Genomic DNA, 24,094 nt, shown 5'->3' with positions numbered 1-24,094 from the left:
AGGAGACAGGAGACAGGAGACAGGAGGGAAATTACATGGGGATAGTCAACGAAGGGCCGCTCCGCGTCTACGCTCCCCCAAGTAATTTTGAACACCCCCGTTGACGGTGGGGTATTAAACCCACAAAGAAAATGATAATAAAAAATAAAGTCAATTATTGCACATAAATTATCAATTCTTTCCCCCTACTTTCTACTCTCTAACAAAAACGAATTTTGTACCTCACTAATATGAGAATTGCTATAATATTGAAATGCACAATAAATTAAAATTACCTTTATTTCTTTTTGGTTGTCCCCGTTCTGGTACGACATATTTACAAAGTTTATTGACAGCACATCCAGAGATTATCTCTTTACCAGAAACAAAATTTTTTCATTATTTACTACCAAATAATGAACCTAAAAGACGAATACTTGGTATGGCTTCGCGACGATTACGACCTAAGTTAGAGACTTTGTTTAAAAATGAAATGAACCGCCCAGATTTACTGAAATATTTACCTAAAAATACTTTATTTATTAGGCAATATACTCGCAGATTTCTGAAAATTATGAATCTGCTAGCTGAGGAACAAGGTAAAAGTATTTGGTTAGAAAAAACTCCCGAACATATACGATATATTGACTACATAGAAAAGAATGTTCCTATAGCTAAATTTATTCATATTCAAAGAAATGGAATAGATGTAGTTGCTTCACTTTATGAAGTGTCGAATAAATATCCGAAATTTTGGTATGGTGGGTTTGATATAGACCATTGTATCGATCGATGGATTGAGGCTGTAAATATTACTTCTCAGCATTTACATAAAAATAATCATATTCTGGTGAAGTATGAAAAATTGGTAGATGATACACCTACTATTTTAAAGGAATTATGCAAATTTATAGGTATAGAATTTGATAATAAAATGCTCGAAGATTATCAAGAGACTGCTAAATCTTTGGTGAGAAAACAGTCAGGGAGAGTTGTTAGTCAGGGTGCAGTAAATACTAGATTACAAAAGTTTTATCAGGTATTTGATCAGTCTCAGCAGGAATATATATTAAGTAGATTTACAGAAGTAGGCCAGGAGCAGAACTAGCCGGCGTTGCTGAAGCACGTGTATGGTATTAATTTTAATTCTTTAGGAGTCAGGAGTCAACCCACCCCTCGCCCCTCCCCCTCCCAGGAGGGGAACTCAGGAGTCAGGAAGGAAGAAAGAATAAGAAACCCCGAGTAAAAGGAGAAAGTTTTTTGCTCGCCCTCTTATCCGGACAAGATATCATACCTCAAATCAGCAACGCCAACTAGCCTAAAGTTTTTTTGAAAACAGAAATCAAAAAGTCCTGTGTTAGATTAATTCGCGATCGCACAGTTATAATGAGTAAAAATAACCATTTGTTTACACGCAATAGTTTTAGCTATGTTTATTGGTACCACTGAAGCAGCAACACTTTTAAGCATTACTACTCAGAGAATTCGGGTATTGCTTAAGCAAGGCAGAATTCAAGGAGCAAAAAAAATTAACGGCAAAACTTGGGTAATACCTCTATATCAAGGAATGCCACGAATATCTAAAGGAAAAAGAGGACCAAAACCTAAGTGGAAACATACTCGCCACTGTGCAAGAAATACAGTACATATCAACCGCCAAAACTTGGGGATAAATCAGAAAAATAAGAATACTGATTTGACCGAAAAATTGGATCTCAAGCCTCGCCCTTCTAGGGCGACTTTTTAGTTGTTAAGTGTTTCAATGAATATGTTACAATACTGTTAGTTTAAATATCGAATTATGAAAGCTAGATTTAAGTATCGCATATATCCAACACCGGGACAAAAGCATCAATTAGCAAAGCTATTTGGTTGCGTTTGCTGGCGCAACACTCCGTGAACGTGTTGTTTGGAATGATAGCCTAGCTTGTTGTCAAGAAAAATACGAATCAGGAGGTAAGAAACCCACTAACTCACAACTGCAAAAACAGTTTATTACTCAAGCAAAAAACACTGAAGATAGAGAGTGGCTTAAAGAAGTTTCTAATATACCATTGCAGCAATCTTTGAATGATTTAAACCAAGCTTACCAAAACTTTTTTAAATCGACTAAAGGCCAGAGAAAAGGTAAACCTGTAAAACCTCCTAAATTTAAAAGTAGAAAGTCAAAGCAAACTGCTAGATTTACAAGAGGAGGTTTTAAAGTTGGTCAGCATAAAGTATATTTAGCTAAGATTGGAAAACTCAAGATAGTTTGGTCTAGAGAGTTACCTGCTCCTCCATCATCAGTAACTATTATTAAAGACTCAGCTAATAGATATTTCTTAAGTTTTGTAGTAGAAACTTGTGCCAAAATATTGCCTCAGATTGATAATTCAGTGGGGATAGACTTAGGCATCAAAACCTTTGCTACATTTAGCGATGGTACAAAGGTTGATGCTCCTAAACCATTGAAAAAGCGGATTAAAAAGTATCGAAAGTTAAGTAAATCATTATCCAAGAAAACTTTAAAGTCTAAACGATATGGAAAAGCTAGATTGAGAGTAGCTAAATTTTCCTACGGAATGCTACGCAAACATGCCAAACTCAAAGACACTAGGACAGATTTTCTGCATAAATTATCCACTGAAATAATTCGTGAAAACCAAACAATTGTTTTAGAGGATTTGAATGTATCTGGTATGGTGAAAAACCGTAAATTATCCAGAGCAATATCAGATTTAGGTTGGCGGACATTCCGAACACTTCTAGAAGGTAAAGCAGAAAAATACGGTCGGGATTTGAGAGTAATTAATCGTTGGGAGCCAACCAGCCAAAAATGCAGTTGTTGTGGTTTTCGTGGAGGCAAATTAGACCTTCAAGTGCGAGAGTGGGAATGCCTTAACTGTGGTGCAAAACACGATAGAGACAAGAATGCAGCAATAAATATATTAGTCGCGGGCGGGCAGTCCGAGACAAAAAACGGACGTGGAGGCAAGCGTAAGACTACTGCCAAAGTAGCAGCAGCCTGTGTTAGCGGAGCTTTGCGCCAGCAAAACGTCAACCCACCGAGGAGCTACGGCTTGGTAGGAATCCCCGCGCCTTTAGGCCGGGGAGGATGTCAAGTAGACAGTAATTGGGTTTGGGAACACAGTCCGCCGAACCTAGGAGCGCCGGGTGTGAGGCAGAAGGTTAAAAAAAATATAGTTTCGTTGATAAGTTGATAGATTAACCTTTCATTTAGGGAATAATATTTAGGTTAGGTTAGGCACTTTAGTATGCTTGACCAATATTTGTGCTATCCAAAATTCGGTTATGGGGTGCTGTTCGAGTTGTGCTGTGCTAAAAGTAGAGGTAGGGACTAAATTTAAGTCACTATAAATTATCTATATAAATTTACGGTTTGCCAACCAAACCATTTGCAATTAGGGGCAGGAAGGCTATTATGTCAAAGAAAAAGAATAAGTTTCTCAAAAATATATTTTATATTTTCCGTAATATCCGGAGTTGGTATCGAGTCATGGAGAGAAAGTTGAGGCGATCGCTCTGGAATGTAATAAATAATCGAAGCAGGTACTCAGGGGCAGGTTTTGTTTTGCCCACTGTGACTATGGTTTTGTTGGTAGTAGTTTTGCTGAGTATTGCTATTTTGCTCAGGTCTTTTGACAGGGCTGAAATGGCAAGGAATGTTAAGGTAAATCAGCAAGTGTTGAGTGCTGCTGCTCCTGCTTTGGAAAGGGCAAGTGCAAAAATTGATTATTTGTTAAGAGAAGACCAAACTCTGCCCCCTGGGACTCCAGCAGAAGATTTCATTTACAGAACTCTGGAAGAACGACTGAATGAGTATACTTTTGGACGTGAGGAACCACTTAAGGTCAGGTATGACTTGGATGGTAATGGGAGTATTGAAGAATTTGGCGCTTCAGGTGTGGACAATATTAGTGCTGATGGTGAGATACAAGACAACGAACAAATAACTACCGCCTGGAGATATCCGGTAGATACGGACAATAATGGTCTATTTGATAGCTACACTATCTATGGGATTTTTCTCCGTACTCCCCCAGCTGATAGAGAATACCAACCTCTAGAGGCAAGAACAGCGCCCCAACCTGTAGTTGAAAGTCTGACCAGTACAGAACCGTTGTGTGAAGCGATAAACACCAGCTCTAATTTGGTAACTAGTGTAGGTTGGTATAAGTCAGGAGCCCAACTTAAGAAAAGTATTTTTGTTTATACCGTTAATGTACCTATTACTAGCGAACCAGAAGACCAAGAAAATTTTGAAAGATATAAAGGTACACCTGCCCTGTCTGCATTAGAATATCAACGAGATTATAGCCAGAATTCCCTCGCAAACAATGCGGTTTTCTATGAAAATGACATGGAAGCTGCACCAGGTTTTGAGTTGAATCTCAATGGACGGATAGTGGTAAACGGTAATATGATGGTTACTTCCTTTAATACTCCAATGAAATTTTATCAGGTTAGTGGTAGGAGTTCCTGTTTTTATGAAGCTGAGAATAGCAAAATTTTGGTGGGTGGTGAGCTAATCCACGGTCGTAGTCGTAGAAACACTGTGGGATTAGAAGCTGAGGTACATTTATTTAAGGGGAAAGATGCAAATCCAGCGATAGAGAAAATAGATGGAGATGCTGAATCAGTAAGTGATGAGTCTTTAGATGTAGTTTTCAATGATAATGCTTATGCTCAACGCATAAATCAAATGGTGATCGATCAAATAGCTTCAGGAGATTATGAAGATAGAGATCCACAGAAAGTGATCAAGATAATTAATGACAGGATAGATGAAGGAGAAACTGAAGAAAAAGCTCGTCAGGAGGCATTGGAAAATTATTTTAAAGACCGTACTAGAAAAGTTCCATTTGCAGAAGTGGGACTTAATGGAGATGCACTAGATGGTTATACAGGGATTGAAGATAGTGGAAATTCTCTGAGACCACAAGATGATTGGATGTTACCTACTGAAGGAAATGCTCAAATAGCTACAATAGACACAACAACGGGTTTATCTTTAAATGAAAATCAGCCTGCTGCTACAAGACCATCAGATTTAGGGGAGTTGGGTATAGAAGAACTGTTGGGCGATCGTATCAAGGTGGGAAATAATTTGCCTGCTTTGAGATATGACGAAGAATTAGAAGAATTATTAGAAGAATTAGATGATGAGGATGAAATACCATTTTTAAAGGGTGATGCAAAGCAGTATCTAACTGAAGGTGGTATTCCTTGGACTAATGCAGAAGAAGATGACTGTGAGAATAGTGAAGAAGCAGGCAATGAATGTCGTTGGCGCGAAACTCAAATAACTGCTTTTGCTGATGTGGGTAATGTGGATAGAAATAGTTTCTGGGAATTGGCAGCAGCACGAAAACCACAGAGTGCTACTGAGGGATATGGTGGTTTAAGGGTAATTACAGGTGCAGGAGTTTATGAGCGGGAAAATTCGTTTTTACCACCACCTGGTATCTACGATGATCCAGCAACTACTGAGACAGAAGAATTTCCGATGGTATGGTCTGATATGATGCCAATGTCACCAATACCAGGTTCAACACTGATAGAAGAAATCGATGATTGGAATAGTTTATTTAAAGACCCTGACTCACCACTGATAGATACTATAGACCCCTACACAGAACAGTATGCGAAGGGCGACCTGCGAATGCGAGCAACAGCAGTTTATCACTATGCTCAGAGTGGAATTGATGAAGATGCAACAGGTGACGATTTGGATCAAGAACCGATCGCTTGTGTTAGTAGCTACTACGATCCTAGTGATGAAAGATCTAGCAAAAATAGAGCTACCTACGCAGGAAAGAATTTGGCAGGTCTCAAAGACTACTATGGGGATGATATTCCATCACATGAATTCGGAAAATCAAATAACGGTATAGTTTATGGTGAGCTAAAAGAAGTTATTAGGGCGGCTGGCATTACAGTAACACTTGATCCTGCAACTAAACTGCTTTCTGGTACGCCTGCTAATTTGGTAGATCAGGCAAATCTGGTTTTCCCTGATGGTCGGTTTGCCAACAAACCTTTACGGGATGCACTGATAAAAGATAGTAATAATAATTCACTAAGCATCGCAGACCAAGCTGCTATAGATTCTACTCAATGTGCTTTAGAAATTTTAGATGGAACTTTGACTCCTAATAATTCAATCATTCCTCATGGCGCTATTAAAGAAGTAGCATTTTTGAATCCACGGGAAATTAAAGCGATAGATGAGGACGATCAAGAGACCCCTAATGATGAAACTTTCACCTTGAGTAGTACTCTAGCAACACCAGCTAATCTGACAGGAAAATATCAGTTACCCCTAGAGGAAAGACAACCTCTAGAAATTCGGGCAACTCAAATAGATATGAATGTTCTGCGGATGAAAGACATTGATAACACAGAAGTAGGGGGAGATATTCCAGCATTAAACCCAGAATATTTACTGCCATATAGTGGTCTGGTTTATGCTAGTCGAGATGATGCGCTGCCAGATAGGAGTGATCGGACTCCAGATGGTACCAATGGCATTGATGAGGAAAGTAGTAAATTATTGAGTCCCACAGATTATAAGTTAGACCCTACTCGTCGCCCCAATGGAATTATGTTGGTCAATGGTGAAGAGTTAAATCGGGGTGGTAACAACAGCGTTAGTACAGTTGAAGATGTGGTGAAAGAAAAAGGATTGATCTTGGTAAGTAATGTACCTACTTATATCAAGGGTGATTTTAACCTCCACGACCACTATGAGTTTGAGGGGGGCGGTATTGATTGGGATTTTAATGCTTATTACAATCCAAACAAGGTTCCAAGTCCAGAATTTGCTTGTCGTGGTGGAGACCCTAGGATACCTGGTAACTGTGGTGGAGCTGGTGGTGGAGATAAGTGGCGTCCGGTGGAGATTATGTCGGATTCTTTGACTATACTTTCTGATGGTTTTCGTTTTGGTTTCCGCAATGAGGGAGATTTTGACTTGAGAAATAATGCGGGTAATGTGGTTATTGGTGGTTATGACTTAGATGGGAATGGAAGTACTACTAATACAGTTGCTTCTAATACAGGACTTATAGAGAGTACCTATAACATTGACCTTGATGGCAATGGAAAAATAAATGATAACACGGATACTGTTGACGAAGTAGAGATAACAACAAAGGCAGCTCGTTTAATTAATGGTTTCTATGCTAACGACTTTGCTGTTAATGGTCTGAGTAGTGAGGCTGAATTTACTATAGAGGAAATAGATGACACAGACACTCAAAATTATACAGATGCAGAATACAGGGTAAACACAGGAGCTGCTCCTGTTAATAGTTCCTACTTTAATAATTTTATTACTCCTGTTCAGCGACGGGCTAATTTCAATGAGTATTTAATGGAAATTTGTTTGAAGTTGCCAGTTTCAGCTTGTCAACCGGGAGATTGGGTGGTTATTGATGATAGTGATGAGCAAAAGAAAGCTTCAGAGATAATTGGAAAAATCGAAGCTCCTATGAAATATACTGATTCTGTTGCTGGTTCAGGTACAACAGCTTTAGCTCCAAGACCAGAATATCAACGTTTCCCACGTCGTATAGCTTTTGAACGTGATACTGCCAACAATAATGTAATAAAGCTAGAAAATGATTTACCAATTCCTTTGGGTATAGAAAGTGATACGGAGATCAAAAGATATCCTGATGGGGGAGGAGATTTTCCTAGAACACAAGACAACGCTTTATGGTTTAAGACAGGAGACGACAATTGGAACAACAATCAACCTTTATTTTACAAAAACGAAGATAAACTAAATGGAACAATCCTCCAACCACAATTAGTACCAGCATTGCAGATTCATGCGACAACAGCAAATCCAGGAGGTGACTTTCCAGAAGGTGACGAAGTAGAAGATCAAACCAGATGGCAAATGCCAGCTACAGCAGATCCAGATTCAGATACACCAAATACCACTAAAGTAAACGTAATGATGGCAACAGGTGACACACCTCCCAGGGTGATAGAAGCTGGTTTTGGTGAAACCAATGGAGGTTTACCAAACTTGCCGAGATTTATCGAAAACTGGCAAGGTCAAACTTCCGAAATTTCTGGGGCATTTGTGCAACTCAGACGGAGTGCTTATTCTACAGGTCCTTATCAACATATCCTACAAAATGAACCTGCTGAAATTTTTGGTAATGATTACGGTAGGTACAACGCTGGAGAAACAGAAGGTACAGCACCCGCTTCAACTCCACCTACAAGACAGTGGAGCTATGATGTAGGTTTCTTATCTCAATCTCCTGACCTGTTTGCTTCCAAATTAAGCACTCTAGACCCTGACAAAACAAAGCAATATTATCGAGAAGTTGGTTTAGATGACCCATGGATACAAACATTGTTATGTTCTAAGACAGAAGATAATAATAATGCTGTTGATGAAGAAATTCGTCCGACAACAGACTTTTGTAGTAGTAAAACTGGAGGTTAATCATGATTAAGTATATAAAAATGCCAAAACCCCACTCATCAGAATCTGGCTATACCATCATGGAAAGTTTGGTAGCGATGATTGTGGTCGCTACACTGATGAGTGCAATCGCCCCTGTGATTGCTATATCAGTAGGAACTCGCGTTCAGGCGCGACGAATAGAACTGGCAGCTCAGGCGGCTAGAAGTTATATAGATGGTGTGCGAGCGGGTAGTATTCCTGCTCCAGAAATGGCTGCTGTCCTGCCATCTTCTATTGCTGATGATATAGGCGGTCCAGCCACTTTGGTATGTCCAAATCCACCAGATCAAAATGCATATTGTACCACAACTGTAAATGCTGGTGGTGCTGATGCTGCCCTATATTGTGTTGATGGAGGAGATGGAGGCGACTGTACTGGATTAACGGATATGGTTGTGTATGCTCTAGGATTTAATAATACCGGAAATGCTGATAATGGCTACGAATTATTTGTACGAGTTTACAGAGGTAGTGGTGTAGAAGGGGCAAAATTGTCAAGGCAGTTAATATCGACTTCTGTGAGTAATACGGGATTAGCAACCAGAAGTGGTAATAGAGAAAAACCCTTGTTTACAACTAGGACAGAAATTGCTCCAAGTGGTGATAACTTATTCCAAAAGTATCGCGATCGCTTAAATTAAAAACTGAAATATATCTAATAGACATCTCCAATAATAAAAAATCAAATCAATTATGGCACATAAATTATCAATTATATCATGTCCGGATAATTAGTGATCAAAAAACTTTCTCCTTCTTCATTCTTTCTACCCTCCTGTCTCCTGTCTCCTGTCTCCTGACTCCTTCGTCGTTTATTTATAACTGTTCAACCGGACATGATATTATTTCCCCTCTCAGGAGGGGCGAAGGGTGGTTTCCCTACTGCCTACAGCAAAGCTGCCTACTGCCTCATTTGGTGGAGATGTCTAATATCAAATCCGTTTAATATCAAATCCGGTTAAACAGCCATAGAATGGTTAAGTTAGGAGGAGTCATATCATGTCCGTTTATATCGTTTGTGTAAACCCAAGGGTGAATATCTACAGGAAATGATGGTTTTTTCTTGCGAGGGTAGCCTTCTTCCCTCTTCCCTCTTTCTTCTTCCTTCTTCCTTCTTCCTTCTTCCTTACCTTTGCTATACAAGACCGATGCTACCGGACATGATATCAGGAGACAGCTATACTGGAGTCAGGAAGAGAAAGAATTACAAAGATGAGGGTAGTTATGACGATTGAAGATTTTTTTTATGTCCAATTAAACGGATTTGATATAACCCCTCCCAGGAGGGGAGACAGGAGATAGGAGACAGGAGGAAAATTACATGGGGATAGTCTTCGACAAGCCGCTCCGCGTCTACGCTCCCCCAAGTAATGCGTGAACACCCCCGTTGACGGTGGGGTATTAAACCCACAAAGAAAATGATAAATACTAAGATGAAATAATATGAAAACTTTACTCGACTCGCTCCTAAAAATACAATACCAGCAAAGGCGATCGCCTTTATCTAAATCTACTGGTGGCTTTACAATGATAGAACTCCTGGTAGGAACAATTATTGCTTTTTTAATCACTATTCCTCTATTGAGTTTTGTTGTAGATATACTTAACCGAGATGTGAAGGAACAAGCAAAGGCAAGTACTGAGCAGGAGATTCAAGCAGCTATAGACTATATTGCTCAAGAGATGAGTCAGGCAGTTTACATCTATACTCCAGATCAGGTTGAGGATATATCTAATGCTGCAACTCCAGCAATACCTACAGATGATGGTACTCCAAAACTTGTATTCTGGAAACGTAAGTATATGGAAGATGCAGTTCCTCTGAATAATGATGATTCAGTTGATTGTGATGCTAATCCCAATCAATGTAATGATACCTTTGTGTTTTCCTTAGTCGCTTATTATCAAATAGATGAGTTTAATTCTGTTTGGTGTGAACAAGATCCTTGCCCATCATCGCGCATAGCAAGAGTAGAAATAAGTAATAACCCCAAATATTTAGGTGGTAATTATGTTGGGGAAGAAGCACCCGATAATGGTTTTTATGAGCAGAATTTAGGAGAGATACAAAATCCAGAAAACTTAATCAAGGGTGATGGAGATTTTCCCGCAAGAAATGTATTAGTAAATCATATAGAAAAATTTGATGTTGAAGCTTCTAGTAATAAACTGGCTAAGGTAACTATTTTAGGTAACAGCAAAAGTCGTATACCAGGCCAATTTCAAGATAGTGATTGTGAAACCGATCTAACGTCACCCTATTGCCCAACTGTAACTGCTCAAGTGGGAAGCATTAGTAATCTAGGTTTTGAAGAAGAAGATGAAGAAGAATAATAGAGAAAACCTAAAAATAAAGAGTGAGGGTTAGCCATTGGTTGAAACCAATGGTCGTCGAACGCGACGGGTTTTAACCCGTCCCAAGCATCCGCTTAGAATCCGCGTCTTTTTAAAGTGCGGAGAAGTCAATTAGTATAATTCAATCGAGTCTAATAAAAAATATTAAAGTAAGATGAAAATAACAATATTGTCAAAGCTTTTACAGCATATTTCTCCAAGAATATCTAAGCACAATAATCAGGTTGATGCTGGTTTTAGTCTGATAGAGCTAGTAGTAGTAGTCTTGATTATAGGAATATTATCAGCGATCGCTGCTCCTGCTTGGGATGCTTTTGTCACCAGACAGCGTACTCGTACAGTAAATAGTTTAGTATTACAAGCTTTACAGAAAGCACAAAGTCAAGCTAAGTTGAAAAAGAAAGATGTAAATGTTGAGTTTAATATTACTGTGAACCTACCAACAGTAACTTCTGGAGGTATTGAGCAGAAATTAAATGCTAATGGTGAAATTAAGGCAGGAATGGTTAAATTATTTGTACAAGAATGTGAGACCAAAGACGCTGATGGTAAATGTACCTCTTATCAAGAGGATGCAGATTTTCAAATTCAATTTAACTATCTAGGTGCAGTGGAAATAGATGATCCAGTCCAAGAACTACCTTTTGCTGTTAGTGTTTCTACACCAGATGGTAGACTCAAACGATGTACAATTGTGGAAACCCTCTTAGGTGGAATGAGAACAGCAGAAGGAGAATTTGATGAATCAACAGGAACAGGATGCCCATAATGTGACATACTCCCACACTAAGCTGACGCTATAGTGTGGGCTTCTCGTTTCCCTGCCCTGCTATTGCATCGGGCTACGAGCTTTCAAGACGGAATGCCCTACCGCCCTATTTTTTATATTTATCGCCGCATTTACATCCCGATCTATTACGATGCCGCAATGCGGGCAAGAATGAATTCTTTGGGATAATTCTTTAGGGACTTTTTCACCACAATTTGAGCAATCTTGGCTAGTATTTTTAGGGTTCACAGCTATAGTTTTCTGCCCAGCATTTCCGGCTTTGACATTTAAAATAGTTAGAAATTGTCCCCATGCAGCATCATTAATTGATTTACTCAATCTGGTTTTCGCCAGCCCTTTGATTTTTAAGTTTTCGTAAGCAATAACATTCGCTTTTGATAGTAATTCATTGGCTGTTTTAAAATGAAAATCTTTACGCTTGTCGGCTACCTTTTTATGTTGTTTGGCTAATGCTTTGACTGCTTTCAACCATCTTTTACTACCTTTTTTCTTCTTAGATAAACGTTTTTGTAGAGTCTTTAATCGCTGCTGAGATTTTCGATAGTATTGAGGAATTGGAACTGATTCTCCTGAGCTTGTCGTCAAGAATTCCTTCAGTCCCATATCTATTCCCAGAGTATTTTCTGATGTAGGTTTGACTTGAGAATTTAATGAGGGAACCGATTTATCCTCCATGGATAAAGTTACATAATACCCATCCACTTTACGGCTAATTGTGACTGTTTTAATTTGAAAACCCTCTGGCAAAGGCCGATGTTGAATTAACTTTACATTACCAATTTTGGGGAGATTAATTCTTTGATTAACAACGCAATCCTGTTTTATTTGAGGATAAGTGAAACTACGATAACGGCTTTTATTTTTAAATCTGGGTTTTCCTAATTTTTGCCCGTTTTTATCTGCTTTTAACCACCTATCAAAAGCTACCTTGACTCGCTTAATGCAATCTTGCAATACCTGAGAATGAATTAGCTTATACTCAGGAAACTTGTCTTTGGTATTGACTAAATCTCTTTTCTGAGAAAAATAATCTGGGTGATCTTTTAGCTGAGGAATTGATTTTATTAACGGGCAAGCATTAACCGGACAGCGGTTCTCTTCCCACCATAAAAACCTCTCGCCCAAACGATAGTTGTACTGCCGACGCAACAATTCCAGCCACAACTCTATTGTGGCAGTTTGGTCTTTGTTGGGTTTAAGCTTGTATTGATAGGCAGTCCGCATAACGGCAAATTTCCCTGGTTATAAAACACAATAGCACGAGTTTTTTTTAAAGACCAAAACTTGAGGATAATATTTGTAAATTAATGGGACTCAACGTCCCATTAATTTACCGCCGATTCATCTCGCGCCAAATCTCGCGATTATGGCGTGAGATGAATCGGCGATTTAGCTAATTTAAGCCGATGCTTACCACAAAATAACTTCCCTGTCAAATCTTCAGGTAAACGACAGGGCAAATTTTTTATGCAAAAAAATATTCATCATGTTTGACGTTCAATTATAGCGCTGTGCGCAGGCAACAGCTCATCTGGCAACAGCTCCGGAAGGGGGAATAAATTGCTGATAATATAAGACTTTTAGCTATTTTGCCCCTCCTGCAATTTGTAAATATACCAGCGCTCATTGCTATATCAAATCCGGTTAAACAGCCATAGAATGGTTAAGTTAGGAGTCCTCAGGAGTCAGGAGACAGTCCTCAGGAGGAGAAAGAATTACAAAGATGAGGGTAGTTATGACGATTGAAGATTTTTTTTATGTCCAATTAAACGGATTTGATATTATGAATTGTTAAAATAGTAAAGAGAGATACAACTATTGAAAAACAGTAAATCAGGGTTGAAATGAACGTAAAAATATTAAACTCCGTAATATCAACTATTATTAAAGTTACTGCAAAAAATCTATCAGAAAAATCACTTAAGCAAAAAGAAGCAGGATATACCCTCACAGAATTAACATTAGTCTTACTAATTATTGGTATTCTGGCAGCGATCGCCACTCCTGGATGGCTAGCATTCATCAATAACTACCGTCTCCGCACCTCAACTGACAGAATATATCAGGCCATGTTTGTAGCTCGTCGTAATGCCATACGAGATAAAACTGCTTGGCAGGCAAGTTTCCAAGAAACCACCAATATTATTGGGCAACCCGTAATTAGGTATGCGCTACATAAACCAGCGATCGCTCCCAATGACCTATCAACCTCAAGTTGGAAATATCTAGAACCTGGTATTGAGATAGACGACAATCAGACAAATGACAAAGGCAAGTATGAAACTACCCTCCGGATAGTTAAACCCGATACCAATACAGTTACTACCAAAAAAACAGACCCCATTTACCGTGCCCTTTTTAATTACAAAGGTTGCCCAGTTTACAAACCTACTGACCAATGTACACAAACTAGCATCCAAGCAAAAGGGCGTATTGGCATAAAACACCAGAACCAAGACAAACCAAAAAGGTGCGTGATTATTTCCACCCTATTAGGGGTAGTCCGAACTGGAAAAGACCATGCCAAAGCTTTAGACGGAAAATATTGCTATTAAAATAGTAGGTTGGGTTGAGAGAAACGAAACCCAACATTATCTAATTTCCCTCCATTATTGTGTTAGGTTTATCCTCACGGACAAGCTCCGCTAATACTACCGTTCTACCCAACCTACATTATCAAAAGATTAACGTATAAAGCCTTTTCTTTGAAGGGAAAAAAGAAAAAAATTAGGTAGTCCTGCATGGTAATGGTGAAGTAGAATTTGTAGGTTGGGTTGAGAGAAGCGAAACTCAACACCATAATTAAGGCGTTGCTGAATACTGGGATAATTGAGGCCGACACGGGGACACGGAGACACGGGGACATGGGGACACAGGGATTATGATTTCTGCTCTCTGACAAAATCATCCCGCAATTATGCAATGCCTTGAAGAAGGAGACAGGAGACAGGAGACAGGAGACAGGAGGAAAATTACATGGGGATTCGCTCCCCCAAGTAATGCGTGAACACCCCCGTTGACGGTGGGGTATTAAACCCACAAAGAAAATGATAATTATTGCTCTGCTGATTAAATATAAAAGCATTGATATCAAATCCGGTTAAACAGCCATAGAATGGTTAAGTTAGGAGTCCTCAGGAGTCAGGAGACAGGAGTCAGGAGGAGAAAGAATTACAAAGATGATGGTAGTTATGACGATTGAAGATTTTTTTTATGTCCAATTAAACGGATTTGATATGACATATAGCGCTGTGCGCAGGCAACAGGCAACAGCGGTGCGACCCCGCGACGACGCCAGTCGCAAGGGAATGCGCACCAAGAGAGGCAACAGCTCCGGAAGGGGGAATAAAAAACCGATAATATAAGGCTTTTAGCTATTGGACACCTCTTGTAATTTGTAAATATCCCAGCGCACATTGCTATATAAAGACAAGTGCCTTTTTGGGAACGAAAAAAGTGCGCCTGTTTCAGTCTAAAACGCTCAAAAAGGAGCGTATTTTAGGCGCATAGTTGGGCAGAAAAATCATTCTTACAAAACGCCCGCTCCTACTTCCTCGCTCCCGATCCATGTCTCCTGTCTCCTGTCTCCTGTCTCCTGACTCCTGAGGACTCCGTAGTTATTTATTTATCACTGTTTAACCGGACATGATATAACATTTTCCTCCAATTCCAAAACCTGCCAAACTTCTTCCATCAACTCTTTTAAACCAATACCCGCAACAGCAGAAATCAGGAAAACTTTTCCCCTATTAATCTCTCTAAACCTACTCACTAACTCCTGAATTTCTGCACTTTCTAAATCTACAGCATCAACCTTATTCAAAGCTAAAATTTGATTTTTATCTTCCAAATTTCGCCCATAAACCTTTAACTCATTTTGAATAGTCTCAAAATTATCCACCGGATTAATATCTGTAAGATCGACCAAATGCAACAATAATTTAGTTCGTTCAATATGCCTTAAAAATTCATGCCCCAAACCCAAACCAGCAGAAGCACCTTCTATTAATCCTGGAATATCAGCAAAAACAGTACCATCTCCCGTCGGTTTTCTCACAACACCTAAATTTGGTACTAGAGTAGTAAAAGGATAATCAGCAATTTTCGGACGGGCAGCAGAAAGTGCAGCAATTAAAGTAGATTTTCCCGCATTTGGTAACCCAATAATTCCCACTTCAGCTAACAGCTTCAACTCCAATCTTAACATTCGAGTTTCACCCTCCAATCCAGGCAAAGCATATTCAGGAGCACGGTTACTATTGCTGAGAAAATGTTTATTTCCTAATCCACCTTTACCACCTTTTGCAACACAAAAACTTTGTCCGGGTTTAACCAAATCTCCCAATAATTCCTCAGTTTCCGCATCATAAATCATCGTACCAGGAGGCACTTCAATTAAGCGATCGCTCCCTGAAGCACCAGTCATATTTTTTGGACCGCCACGCTTACCATTTTCTGCTTTAAAAATACGCTGAAATCTAAAATCTAGCAAAGTTTGAAGATTTTCAACCGCTACTAAAATCACGGAGCCACCACGGCCACCATTTCCACCAGATGGGCCTCCAGCAGGCACATATTTTTCTCGGCGAAAGGCAACCATACCGTCGCCACCTTTACCAGCTTCTACTTGAATTTCTGCTTGATCGATGAATTGCATATTTATAGGAAATGCTGCTGCTTTTTAGTTGAATAAAAAATCATGTGTAGGGGCGGACGACTCCCAATGCTTATATTGTATCGCAATTTTTTTCGGGATGCAAGACTAAATTCCACCCTTTTTTTTGAGCTCCACACAATGAGATTCTAGTGGGGTGATTTGTCAGTTGAGCGATCGCTATATATATCTATAGATTAATGCTGCTGATTTTTAGTTGAATAAAAAATCATGTGTAGGGGCGAACGACTCCCAATGCTTATATTGTATCGCAATTTTTTTGGAGATGCAACACCACATTCCACCTTTTTTTCTAGAGCTTCACACAATGAGATTTGGGTAAGGTGATTTGTCACCTGAGCGATCGCTATATATATCTATAAGGTTAATCCTGCTGATTTTTAGTTGAATAAAAAATCATGTGTAGGGGCGAACTACCCCCAATGATTATATCTTATACTAATTTTTTTGGAGATGCAACACCACATTCCACCTTTTTTTCTAGAGCTTCACACAATGAGATTTGGGTAAGGTGATTTGTTAGTTGAGCGATCGCTTCGATATATCTATAGAACCCCTGACCGTATCTTTGTCGGCGATTCAGTTTTTTGCTAGAAGTCAGAAGTCAGGAGTCAGTAGGAAATAAGAAAAAAGAAGGAACAGAGGAAGAAAATTTCTTGTCAGTTCATCAACAATACTTAGACACATCCTCCTGACATTCATCTGCCAAATAAGATAAAGCACGAAAACGTATACCAACCAACTGGTCGTAAAGTGGGTTAAGTTTACACATAGCTGGAATGTGGGCTACTTTCTTACCAAAAATCACAATATCTCGCTCAAAAGGACATTGAGGGGGAATCATTTTACATACCATGTGAGCCACTTTTGGGTCATGGATATCCCATCCATCCAACCAGTCTTTGATCGGAGCGAGTACAGTTTGATGATGTTCGGGGTCGTGGGGAATAATGAAAGTGCCAGTATGTTCTGTTTCTTCAATCCAACTGTCTAAATCATCTTCTGTTGCTTGTTCCTTGGCTTTTTCCAGATTTTTTCTCAGGGCATCTAAAGCTTTAACCTTTAGTCCTAAAGCGTTACAGTATCTATGAAGTATGTCATCCTCAGTAATAGAATAAATTCCATCTGCCAAGGCTACCATTACCGCAGTTCTCATAAAATTTTCTGCTATGGTAGGATTTTCTCCCAGTACCCTAGCTAAATCATCTGGATTAATGGGTTGTAATTCTGAGATTTCAATTTTAGAAGCAAACTCTTCGTGACTAAAGTGGTCAAATAAATCTTTCTCTGTCACATCTAATTCCCCATCAGCATAAGCAACGGTCATTAGTCCTCTTAACCAGGTTGTAGTTTGTTCTTTGTTTAGGGGAGATTTGACGATGCTAGTCATGGCTTAACCTCTGATTAATATCTAACTACAACAAATACAGTTTTTTGACTAACTCCTAAAACCAATTACAAATTAAGTTGGTATGGGAGCTATTACTTAATATTTTATCTCACCATCTCCAGCCTAAAATCCTAAAGTTTCTGATTTATTTAAACTTTATTTATGATGATTTTAGTAGTGATTGCTACATCACTTTATGAAAATTGAAGAAGGAGACAGGAGACAGGAGACAGGAGACAGGAGAAAAATTACATGGGGATAGTCAACGAAGGGCCGCTCCGCGTCTACGCTCCCCCAAGTAATGCGTGAACACCCCCGTTGACGGTGGGGTATTAAACCCACAAAGAAAATGATAATGATTACGATCTTTAGCTATAGCAATCCTATTTTATTCGTGTCAAAAATCTTACTGCTTTTTAGGGAACACTTAACTGGGAACACTTAACTGGTAAGAGTTTCAGTTTTTTTATTTACTTTTTGATTACCCGCAACCTATGCGCGGATTGCTATATTACCCAAAAGGAAAAGTTAATTCTTCTTGCTTGTTCTCTACAAACAAATCATCTAACTTATTTCTTGCAAACTTACCCAACCTTCCCATAATTCAGAATTATTAAAAGAACCAGAGTTGATTAGTTCTAAAATATCCTCTGTCATTTTCTTGCCTATATTATCTATAGGAAGATCGTTACTGTCATAACCGAAAGGATTTTCTATTTCTAGACCAATGGCTTCTATTCCTAATAGAGCAAAACTAATAATACCTGACATAGGAATAGTCCACCAACTTAATTCTGCAACAAATTGAAAAGGAATGGCAAAGCAATAGATGAGCAATAAATGCTTTAAATGAATAGAATAAGCTTTCGGAATAGGTGTTGTAGCAATTCTTTGACAACCTCCAAAAGCGATAAAAATTTCTTCTATTTTTTGATTCCAACTGATTAAAGTCAATTCATTGATAGAACTATTTTTTGCAAGTCTATCAAAGTATATTGTTAACCATTTAGTAATTTGTAGAGGCATATTATTACTGCTATTCAATTCTAAACACTGAACTTCAGAGAGATATTTTTTTATTTCTTCGTTAACTTTTTCCTTTCTGACTTGAAGTTTGACCGCAATAAAAAGAGCAATTAATAGTTTGATGTAAGATATTTTTTGAGCGTAATCTTCACTGTTATTATCAGGAACAAACACTATGATATTTTTTGCCATAATGCAGCAATTTTTAGAAATAAGTCCGATTAATTTCCGACCTTCCCAATAGCGATCGTAAGCAGTATTAGTTCTAAAAACTAGCAATAAACCAAGGACTATTCCTGGAATAATACTACCTAAAATTGGCTGATTCATGGGCAAATTATTACCATGAGCTATAGTAACTAAAAGGGCAAATACCATGATTACCAATACTCTGAGCCAAATATTGGGAATGACTGAACTTTTAAAGTCAAAAATTATATGGAACCAGCTTTTTCTGGGGTCTTCCATTGGCTTAACCTTCAAATATATTGTGATTGCTGAAAGGGTATAGGAAATAGGAAAAATATATTATAAGTTGGTATTAAAATTAGTTATTAATTCTTATTCATTGATTGGGATTTTTTTAGTTGAGGAAAATTCTTAATAGGAATTAAACAAAATTAATTGCACATTTTCCGTCATTCAAACCTTTTTGCTACAAAATTTACAGAAAATTAGAGTAGGTAACTAATTCTATGCAGATGCTTATGTTTAATTTATCTGTAGACTGCTATATTCAAATAATTGAACAAATTATATAGATAAGTATAAGCAAGAATATTTTGTTTTATGTTTGTTTACTGATTCATCAATTGCCGTATGTTGTTTATATTGCTATGGGCTAAGATTAGGTTAGAAAAGCCATCGGATTGGTATGAGGTATACTAGGGAAAAATCTGACTAAATAAAGCTTTGAGTAATTTGTAAATACCAAGGCGTTCATTAATTGATAATTGATAATTGATAATTACCTCTGGTTAAAACCGTCCTTGATTGAATGTAAGGAAATATTATTTCTTCTCTTGGTCGATTGGATATGGCGAGGAGACCCGTTCTGGCAGACCCGCTCCGAAGATCGCCATCCCACCCTTCGGGAAGCTACGAAGATCGACCGCTTTTTTTCTCTTTGAAAGGGGAGGATTTAAACCAGAATTATTTAATGATTAATCATTAATCATTAATTATTCGGTAAAATGTAATTTTTATTCTTTATGAAGTTTTTTAATGAAAAACCTATAATTCGATTACCCATATACTGTTAAAATTCTCTATAAATACTGAGCTGTTTCATTCTAAACTGTGCGATTTTATGTATTGACGAAACTACGTTATTCCAAGCTTGAGGAAATCTATATTTCGCCGTCTGAAAATCAATAAATTCATTGCCAAAATCTAGAATGAAATCACCATGCTATAAATATAGTATTTATCGATGAGTTACTCAAAATTTATTGTCATTTTTAATCACAAAAATTATTTTCAACCATCCACCATTTTCTATTCCTTTTTTGAGAATCATTAGATTGTCAAAAATCTATAGCAATCTTATTTTAATTGTGAAATATTCTAGACTTTTCAGGAATAGTGGTGTGACCCCGTGGGATGCGACAGACGCACCTGGTAGGGTACTCCTGTTATCTGTGATGGAACAGGGAATACCGAAGTAATAAAATTCTCATAAATCATTCCGGATTGCTAATTGATTCTAAATAATCAGTTGTGATCTGGATTCAGTACTCAGATTTTATTGAGAAGTTTGACATTCTCTGCCATTCAATAAAGAGCGAAGTTGTTTTAGCGCCTTCCCAATTACCAATTACCAATTACCAACTACAATTATTGTATTCTGCATTACTTCATCACAAAAGTATCCTTGTTTACCAATAAACAATCAAACCAATATAGCCACCTTACTGCTAAAGAGCGTAAATTTATTTCATTTCCAGCTCAATTATTGCTAGATAAAAATCTGCTAGTTGGTAAAATTCTCGACTTTGGCTGTGGTTTTGGTAATGATGTTAAACTACTACAACAAAAAAACTTTTCAGTCACTGGTTATGACCCTTATTATTTTCCACAATATCCCCAGACAAAATTTGATACTATTCTCTGTTTTTATGTATTAAATGTTTTATTTGACCAAGCACAAACTCAAGTTTTGATGGAAGTTTCACAATTATTAAAACCTGGAGGTAAAGCTTATTACTCTGTTAGAAGAGGTTTGAAGCGTGAGGGTTTTCGAGAGCATTATATACACAAAAAACCAACTTATCAGTGTTTAGTTAATTTACCTTTTAAATCTATCCACACAGATGAGTTGTGTGAAATTTATGAATATATTCATTATAATCAGCAAAAAAATTCCACAAACAATTGCTTATTTTGTAACCCGCGTAAAAATTTACAGTTAATTACAGAGTCAGCAAAAACTTATGCAATACTTGATGGCTATCCAGTTACAAAAGGGCATACTTTAGTTATACCTAAGCGTCATCTAGCAAATTATTTTGAGTTACCTGTAGAAGAACAATTAGACTGTTGGTTAATGGTAAATCAGGTACAGAAAATTTTACAGGAAAAATATAATCCGGATGGGTTTAATGTAGGGATAAATGTTAATCGTGCCGGAGGACAAAAAATGATGCACACAAATATTCATGTTATCCCTCGGTATCAGGAAGATACTTCAAGAGTTAAGGGAGGAATGAGATTTGTTGTGTCAAAGAATTCAATAATTTAGAATTAAGAATGCGCGAATTTAGAATTACCTCTCCTTTAAAACGGATAGGATTGACTAATTATGACAATTTTTCTTCTCTTGGTCGATTGGATATGGCGAGGGGACCTCGCCATCCCACCCTACGGGAAGCTACGCTAACGACCGCTTTTATCCTCTTAAAAGAGGATGCTTTCAACCACAATTTTTCGGTAAAGAAAAGAAGAAAGAAGAAGGAAGAAGGCTTTAGTTATCTAGGAGAGAAGGAAAAACATTGTGTTGTCTAAAGTTTTAAGCTTTTGATATGTTCTAATACCATTTTCAAAAAAGAATGTTACGAATAATTTGAGTAATTAAAATACTTTTTGAGAGATGTCCTGTTGATTAAAAAGATAACTTCCGACCTCAAAAATGATATTAAAGCCATTCCCGTGTGACTCCTGAGGACTGAGGACTGAGGACTGACTCCTAAGAAATAGTCTAGCTATTTGTAGAAAATATTTATCAAACTGGTATAACCTTTCTTTCAACTGCTATAAAAGTATAAATTTTTCCATTGTATAATTTTGAGACTAACTAATTTTTTTAAATATAAAATCAATGAATCAGCATACTGTAAAAAAAAGGATTTTTTTAGTGGGTACTCCGCGCTCTGGAATAACTTTGCTACAACAAATATTAAATGCTCATTCCCAGATAGCGATCGCTCCTGAAACTAATTTTGTGAAAAAATTTTGGGGAAAAAGAAGATTATACAAAAACTTATCTAATGACCAAAATTATCATAAATTAATTTATGATATAGTTAAAAAGCCCGTATTTGCAGAAATGGGGCTTAATGCAGATGATTTTCGTCAAGCAGCTTTGAGTATCACAAGAGACTATGGTAGTTTATTCAATCTTTTATTAGAAAAATTTGCGGAATTAAAAAAAACATCAATAGTAGGAGAAAAAACCCCGGAGCATCTCCGATATATAGAAATGATTTACAAGTTTTTTCCCTCAGCATTATTTATACATATTGTCCGCGATCCTAGAGCTGTTGTTAATTCTTGGCGAAAAGTTCCTTGGTCTAGTGGAAATGTCATAGATGATACACGAGTATGGCATAGAAATATGATCCTCATCGACAACTTACCAACTCATATAAAATACTCAATTATGACGATAAATTATGAAAAACTGGTACTTTATCCAGAACAAACACTCAAAAAAATATGCAATTTTATAGGTGTTGAATTTGAGGCACAAATGCTAGAATTTCATACAATAAATAACAATTTAGTTAATGTTGACAGAGAACCTTGGAAAATTAATATTAGACAACCTTTAAATCCTAAACTCATTAATCAATGGCAATCTGAATTATCACCATCTATGATATTTGATATTGAAGCAGTACCTTGGTTTCAGATGATTCGTCTGAGATATCCTTTAAATACTCCTTTATTCAAATTACTACCAAAGTCACTAAAAATTTACTTTTCTGAAAATAAAAGAAATCAAATTAATCAGCAAATTAAAAGTTTACTTAGGATCAAATAGTTCAGCAGCATAGTTCCAATTAGATAAATATTTGATATAGCAGTCTCAGGAAAGGTGAGAAAATATCAAAAGCTTAAAACTCAGACAAAGCCAGGTTTTTCCTTCTTTCTTCTTCCTTCTTTTTTACCGAAAAATTGTGGTTTAAAGCCTCCCCTTTTAAGGGGATAATAAAGAAAAATTTTCATTATTAGTCAATCCTCTTCTTTTCAAGGAGAGGTAATTATTAATTATTAATTATTCATTATTAATTGTTGAACCTAGATTAAACATCAGTTAAATTAGAGAATAAACTACTTTTAGTATTAGTACGAGTAAAAGAATTCCAGGTTCCCAAATCTTTGCCAGAATATGCACATAACATAGCTCTAGCAGAGTCACTCAATCCCTGTACCAAAGTAAAATCAACTCCAGCAATACTAGGAATATTATCTAAACTCGCCCCAGTCAAATCAGCAGCACGCAAATCTGCCCCCTCTAACTCTACCCCATTAAGTCGAGCATCACGCAAATTAGCACCTAATAAAAAAACTCCCTTCATATTAGAACCACTAAGAGCTGCACCTTGCAAGTTAGCACCTGTCAAGTCAGTACCACTCAGATAAGCACCCCGCAGATTTGCCCCTTGAAGGTCAGCTCCTCGGAGGTAAGCTGTATTTAAAAAAGCTCCACTCAAATCAGCTCCTGGTCCAACTGCTCCTGATTTTTTATAAGCAAATCCTTCAGGCCAAATTGTTTCACTATTATAGTAAGCTACTTGTAATTTAGCTCCTGCCAAATTAGCATTAGTCAAGTTAGCCTTTTGTAATTCAGTTCTATTGAGATATGCATCAGTTAAATCTGCTCCACTCAAATTTGCTCCCTGAAGATTTGCCCCTCGTAAATCAGCACCTTTAAGATTTGCTCCACTTAAGTTTGCTTCACTCAAGTTAGCTCCAATGAGGATTGTATTATTTAGATTGGCCTGTTGTAAATTGCTTTGACTCAGATTAACTTGATATAGTTCAATTTTACTGATATCTATACCTTGTAGGTTACTACCTGTCAGATTTTTGTCTTGTTGATAAGCTTGAATAATTTCTGTAGCTGATTGAAACTGCATTTTGTTTGAGGAGAGTTTGCTATGTATA

19 protein-coding genes are annotated in these 24,094 nt (G+C 37.5%); 13 read left to right on the top strand and 6 right to left on the bottom strand.

Annotation, left to right across the window (positions count from 1 at the left end; translation table 11 throughout):
* Positions 1 to 253 precede the first annotated feature (253 nt).
* The 7 genes from F6K18_RS00500 to hpsB all read left to right on the top strand — a co-directional run bounded on the left by F6K18_RS00500 (position 254) and on the right by hpsB (position 9,111).
* A complete protein-coding gene (locus F6K18_RS00500; RefSeq protein ID WP_287517635.1) occupies positions 254 to 1,087 on the top strand; it encodes a sulfotransferase in 834 nt (277 codons plus the stop codon).
* Between the two features lie 6 nt (positions 1,088 to 1,093).
* Positions 1,094 to 1,225 (top strand): hypothetical protein, encoded by a 132-nt coding sequence (locus F6K18_RS00495; RefSeq protein ID WP_287517632.1) that lies wholly within the window; start codon positions 1,094 to 1,096, stop codon positions 1,223 to 1,225.
* 183 nt (positions 1,226 to 1,408) lie between these two features.
* Complete coding sequence (locus F6K18_RS00490; RefSeq protein ID WP_287517630.1) at positions 1,409 to 1,726, top strand: hypothetical protein; 318 nt, start codon at positions 1,409 to 1,411, stop codon at positions 1,724 to 1,726.
* 54 nt (positions 1,727 to 1,780) lie between these two features.
* Positions 1,781 to 1,879, top strand: coding sequence for a helix-turn-helix domain-containing protein (locus F6K18_RS36305; protein WP_353734973.1), 99 nt, complete (start codon positions 1,781 to 1,783; stop codon positions 1,877 to 1,879).
* Positions 1,848 to 3,182, top strand: a complete 1,335-nt coding sequence (locus F6K18_RS00485) for an RNA-guided endonuclease TnpB family protein (protein WP_353734972.1) — start codon at positions 1,848 to 1,850, stop codon at positions 3,180 to 3,182. Before F6K18_RS36305 ends, F6K18_RS00485 begins: the two co-directional genes overlap by 32 nt.
* Before the next feature lie 221 nt (positions 3,183 to 3,403).
* Positions 3,404 to 8,449 carry a hormogonium polysaccharide biosynthesis protein HpsA gene (gene hpsA, locus F6K18_RS00480; RefSeq protein WP_287517628.1) on the top strand — a complete coding sequence of 1,682 codons (5,046 nt, stop codon included), beginning with the start codon at positions 3,404 to 3,406 and terminating at the stop codon, positions 8,447 to 8,449.
* Between the two features lie 2 nt (positions 8,450 to 8,451).
* Positions 8,452 to 9,111 carry a hormogonium polysaccharide secretion pseudopilin HpsB gene (gene hpsB, locus F6K18_RS00475; protein WP_287517626.1) on the top strand — a complete coding sequence of 220 codons (660 nt, stop codon included), beginning with the start codon at positions 8,452 to 8,454 and terminating at the stop codon, positions 9,109 to 9,111.
* Positions 9,112 to 9,418: 307 nt separating this feature from the next.
* Here hpsB and F6K18_RS00470 read toward each other — a convergent pair whose 3' ends face one another.
* Positions 9,419 to 9,613 (bottom strand): hypothetical protein, encoded by a 195-nt coding sequence (locus F6K18_RS00470; RefSeq protein WP_287517624.1) that lies wholly within the window; start codon positions 9,611 to 9,613, stop codon positions 9,419 to 9,421.
* Positions 9,614 to 9,913: 300 nt separating this feature from the next.
* Between F6K18_RS00470 and hpsC the strand changes: the two genes are divergently transcribed.
* A complete protein-coding gene (hpsC, locus tag F6K18_RS00465) occupies positions 9,914 to 10,804 on the top strand; it encodes a hormogonium polysaccharide secretion pseudopilin HpsC (protein WP_287517621.1) in 891 nt (296 codons plus the stop codon).
* A gap of 175 nt (positions 10,805 to 10,979) precedes the next feature.
* Entirely contained in the window at positions 10,980 to 11,594 is a 615-nt protein-coding gene (locus F6K18_RS00460) for a type II secretion system protein (RefSeq protein WP_287517618.1), read from the top strand.
* 60 nt (positions 11,595 to 11,654) lie between these two features.
* Here the strand turns inward: F6K18_RS00460 and F6K18_RS00455 are convergent, their stop codons facing one another.
* Positions 11,655 to 12,839 carry a transposase gene (locus F6K18_RS00455; RefSeq protein ID WP_287517616.1) on the bottom strand — a complete coding sequence of 395 codons (1,185 nt, stop codon included), beginning with the start codon at positions 12,837 to 12,839 and terminating at the stop codon, positions 11,655 to 11,657.
* A gap of 620 nt (positions 12,840 to 13,459) precedes the next feature.
* On the opposite strand from F6K18_RS00455, the gene F6K18_RS00450 reads away from it, so the two are divergent.
* The gene (locus tag F6K18_RS00450; RefSeq protein WP_287517615.1) at positions 13,460 to 14,170 is read left to right on the top strand and encodes a Tfp pilus assembly protein FimT/FimU; all 711 of its coding nucleotides are present in this window, start codon (positions 13,460 to 13,462) and stop codon (positions 14,168 to 14,170) included.
* Between the two features lie 1,073 nt (positions 14,171 to 15,243).
* On the opposite strand, the gene obgE is transcribed toward F6K18_RS00450, so the two are convergent.
* The 3 genes from obgE to F6K18_RS00435 form a co-directional block, all read right to left on the bottom strand.
* Positions 15,244 to 16,272, bottom strand: coding sequence for a GTPase ObgE (obgE, locus tag F6K18_RS00445; protein WP_287517613.1), 1,029 nt, complete (start codon positions 16,270 to 16,272; stop codon positions 15,244 to 15,246).
* A 685-nt stretch (positions 16,273 to 16,957) separates the two neighbouring features.
* A complete protein-coding gene (locus F6K18_RS00440; RefSeq protein ID WP_287279334.1) occupies positions 16,958 to 17,680 on the bottom strand; it encodes a Mo-dependent nitrogenase C-terminal domain-containing protein in 723 nt (240 codons plus the stop codon).
* Between the two features lie 564 nt (positions 17,681 to 18,244).
* On the bottom strand, positions 18,245 to 19,174 hold the full coding sequence (locus F6K18_RS00435; RefSeq protein WP_287517776.1) for a bestrophin family protein: 930 nt from the start codon (positions 19,172 to 19,174) through the stop codon (positions 18,245 to 18,247).
* 1,405 nt (positions 19,175 to 20,579) lie between these two features.
* Between F6K18_RS00435 and F6K18_RS00430 the strand changes: the two genes are divergently transcribed.
* The 3 genes from F6K18_RS00430 to F6K18_RS00420 all read left to right on the top strand — a co-directional run bounded on the left by F6K18_RS00430 (position 20,580) and on the right by F6K18_RS00420 (position 22,967).
* A complete protein-coding gene (locus F6K18_RS00430) occupies positions 20,580 to 21,446 on the top strand; it encodes a bifunctional class I SAM-dependent methyltransferase/HIT family protein (RefSeq protein WP_287517610.1) in 867 nt (288 codons plus the stop codon).
* Between the two features lie 8 nt (positions 21,447 to 21,454).
* The gene (locus tag F6K18_RS00425) at positions 21,455 to 21,709 is read left to right on the top strand and encodes a hypothetical protein (RefSeq protein WP_287517609.1); all 255 of its coding nucleotides are present in this window, start codon (positions 21,455 to 21,457) and stop codon (positions 21,707 to 21,709) included.
* A 313-nt stretch (positions 21,710 to 22,022) separates the two neighbouring features.
* A complete protein-coding gene (locus tag F6K18_RS00420; RefSeq protein ID WP_287517607.1) occupies positions 22,023 to 22,967 on the top strand; it encodes a sulfotransferase in 945 nt (314 codons plus the stop codon).
* A 262-nt stretch (positions 22,968 to 23,229) separates the two neighbouring features.
* Here the strand turns inward: F6K18_RS00420 and F6K18_RS00415 are convergent, their stop codons facing one another.
* Positions 23,230 to 24,066 (bottom strand): pentapeptide repeat-containing protein, encoded by an 837-nt coding sequence (locus tag F6K18_RS00415; protein ID WP_287517605.1) that lies wholly within the window; start codon positions 24,064 to 24,066, stop codon positions 23,230 to 23,232.
* Positions 24,067 to 24,094 lie beyond the last annotated feature (28 nt).

It is taken from the genome of Okeania sp. SIO2C2 (genome assembly GCF_010692625.1).
Taxonomy (GTDB): domain Bacteria; phylum Cyanobacteriota; class Cyanobacteriia; order Cyanobacteriales; family Microcoleaceae; genus Okeania; species Okeania hirsuta.
This window is presented reverse-complemented; position numbering and strand designations above follow the sequence as displayed.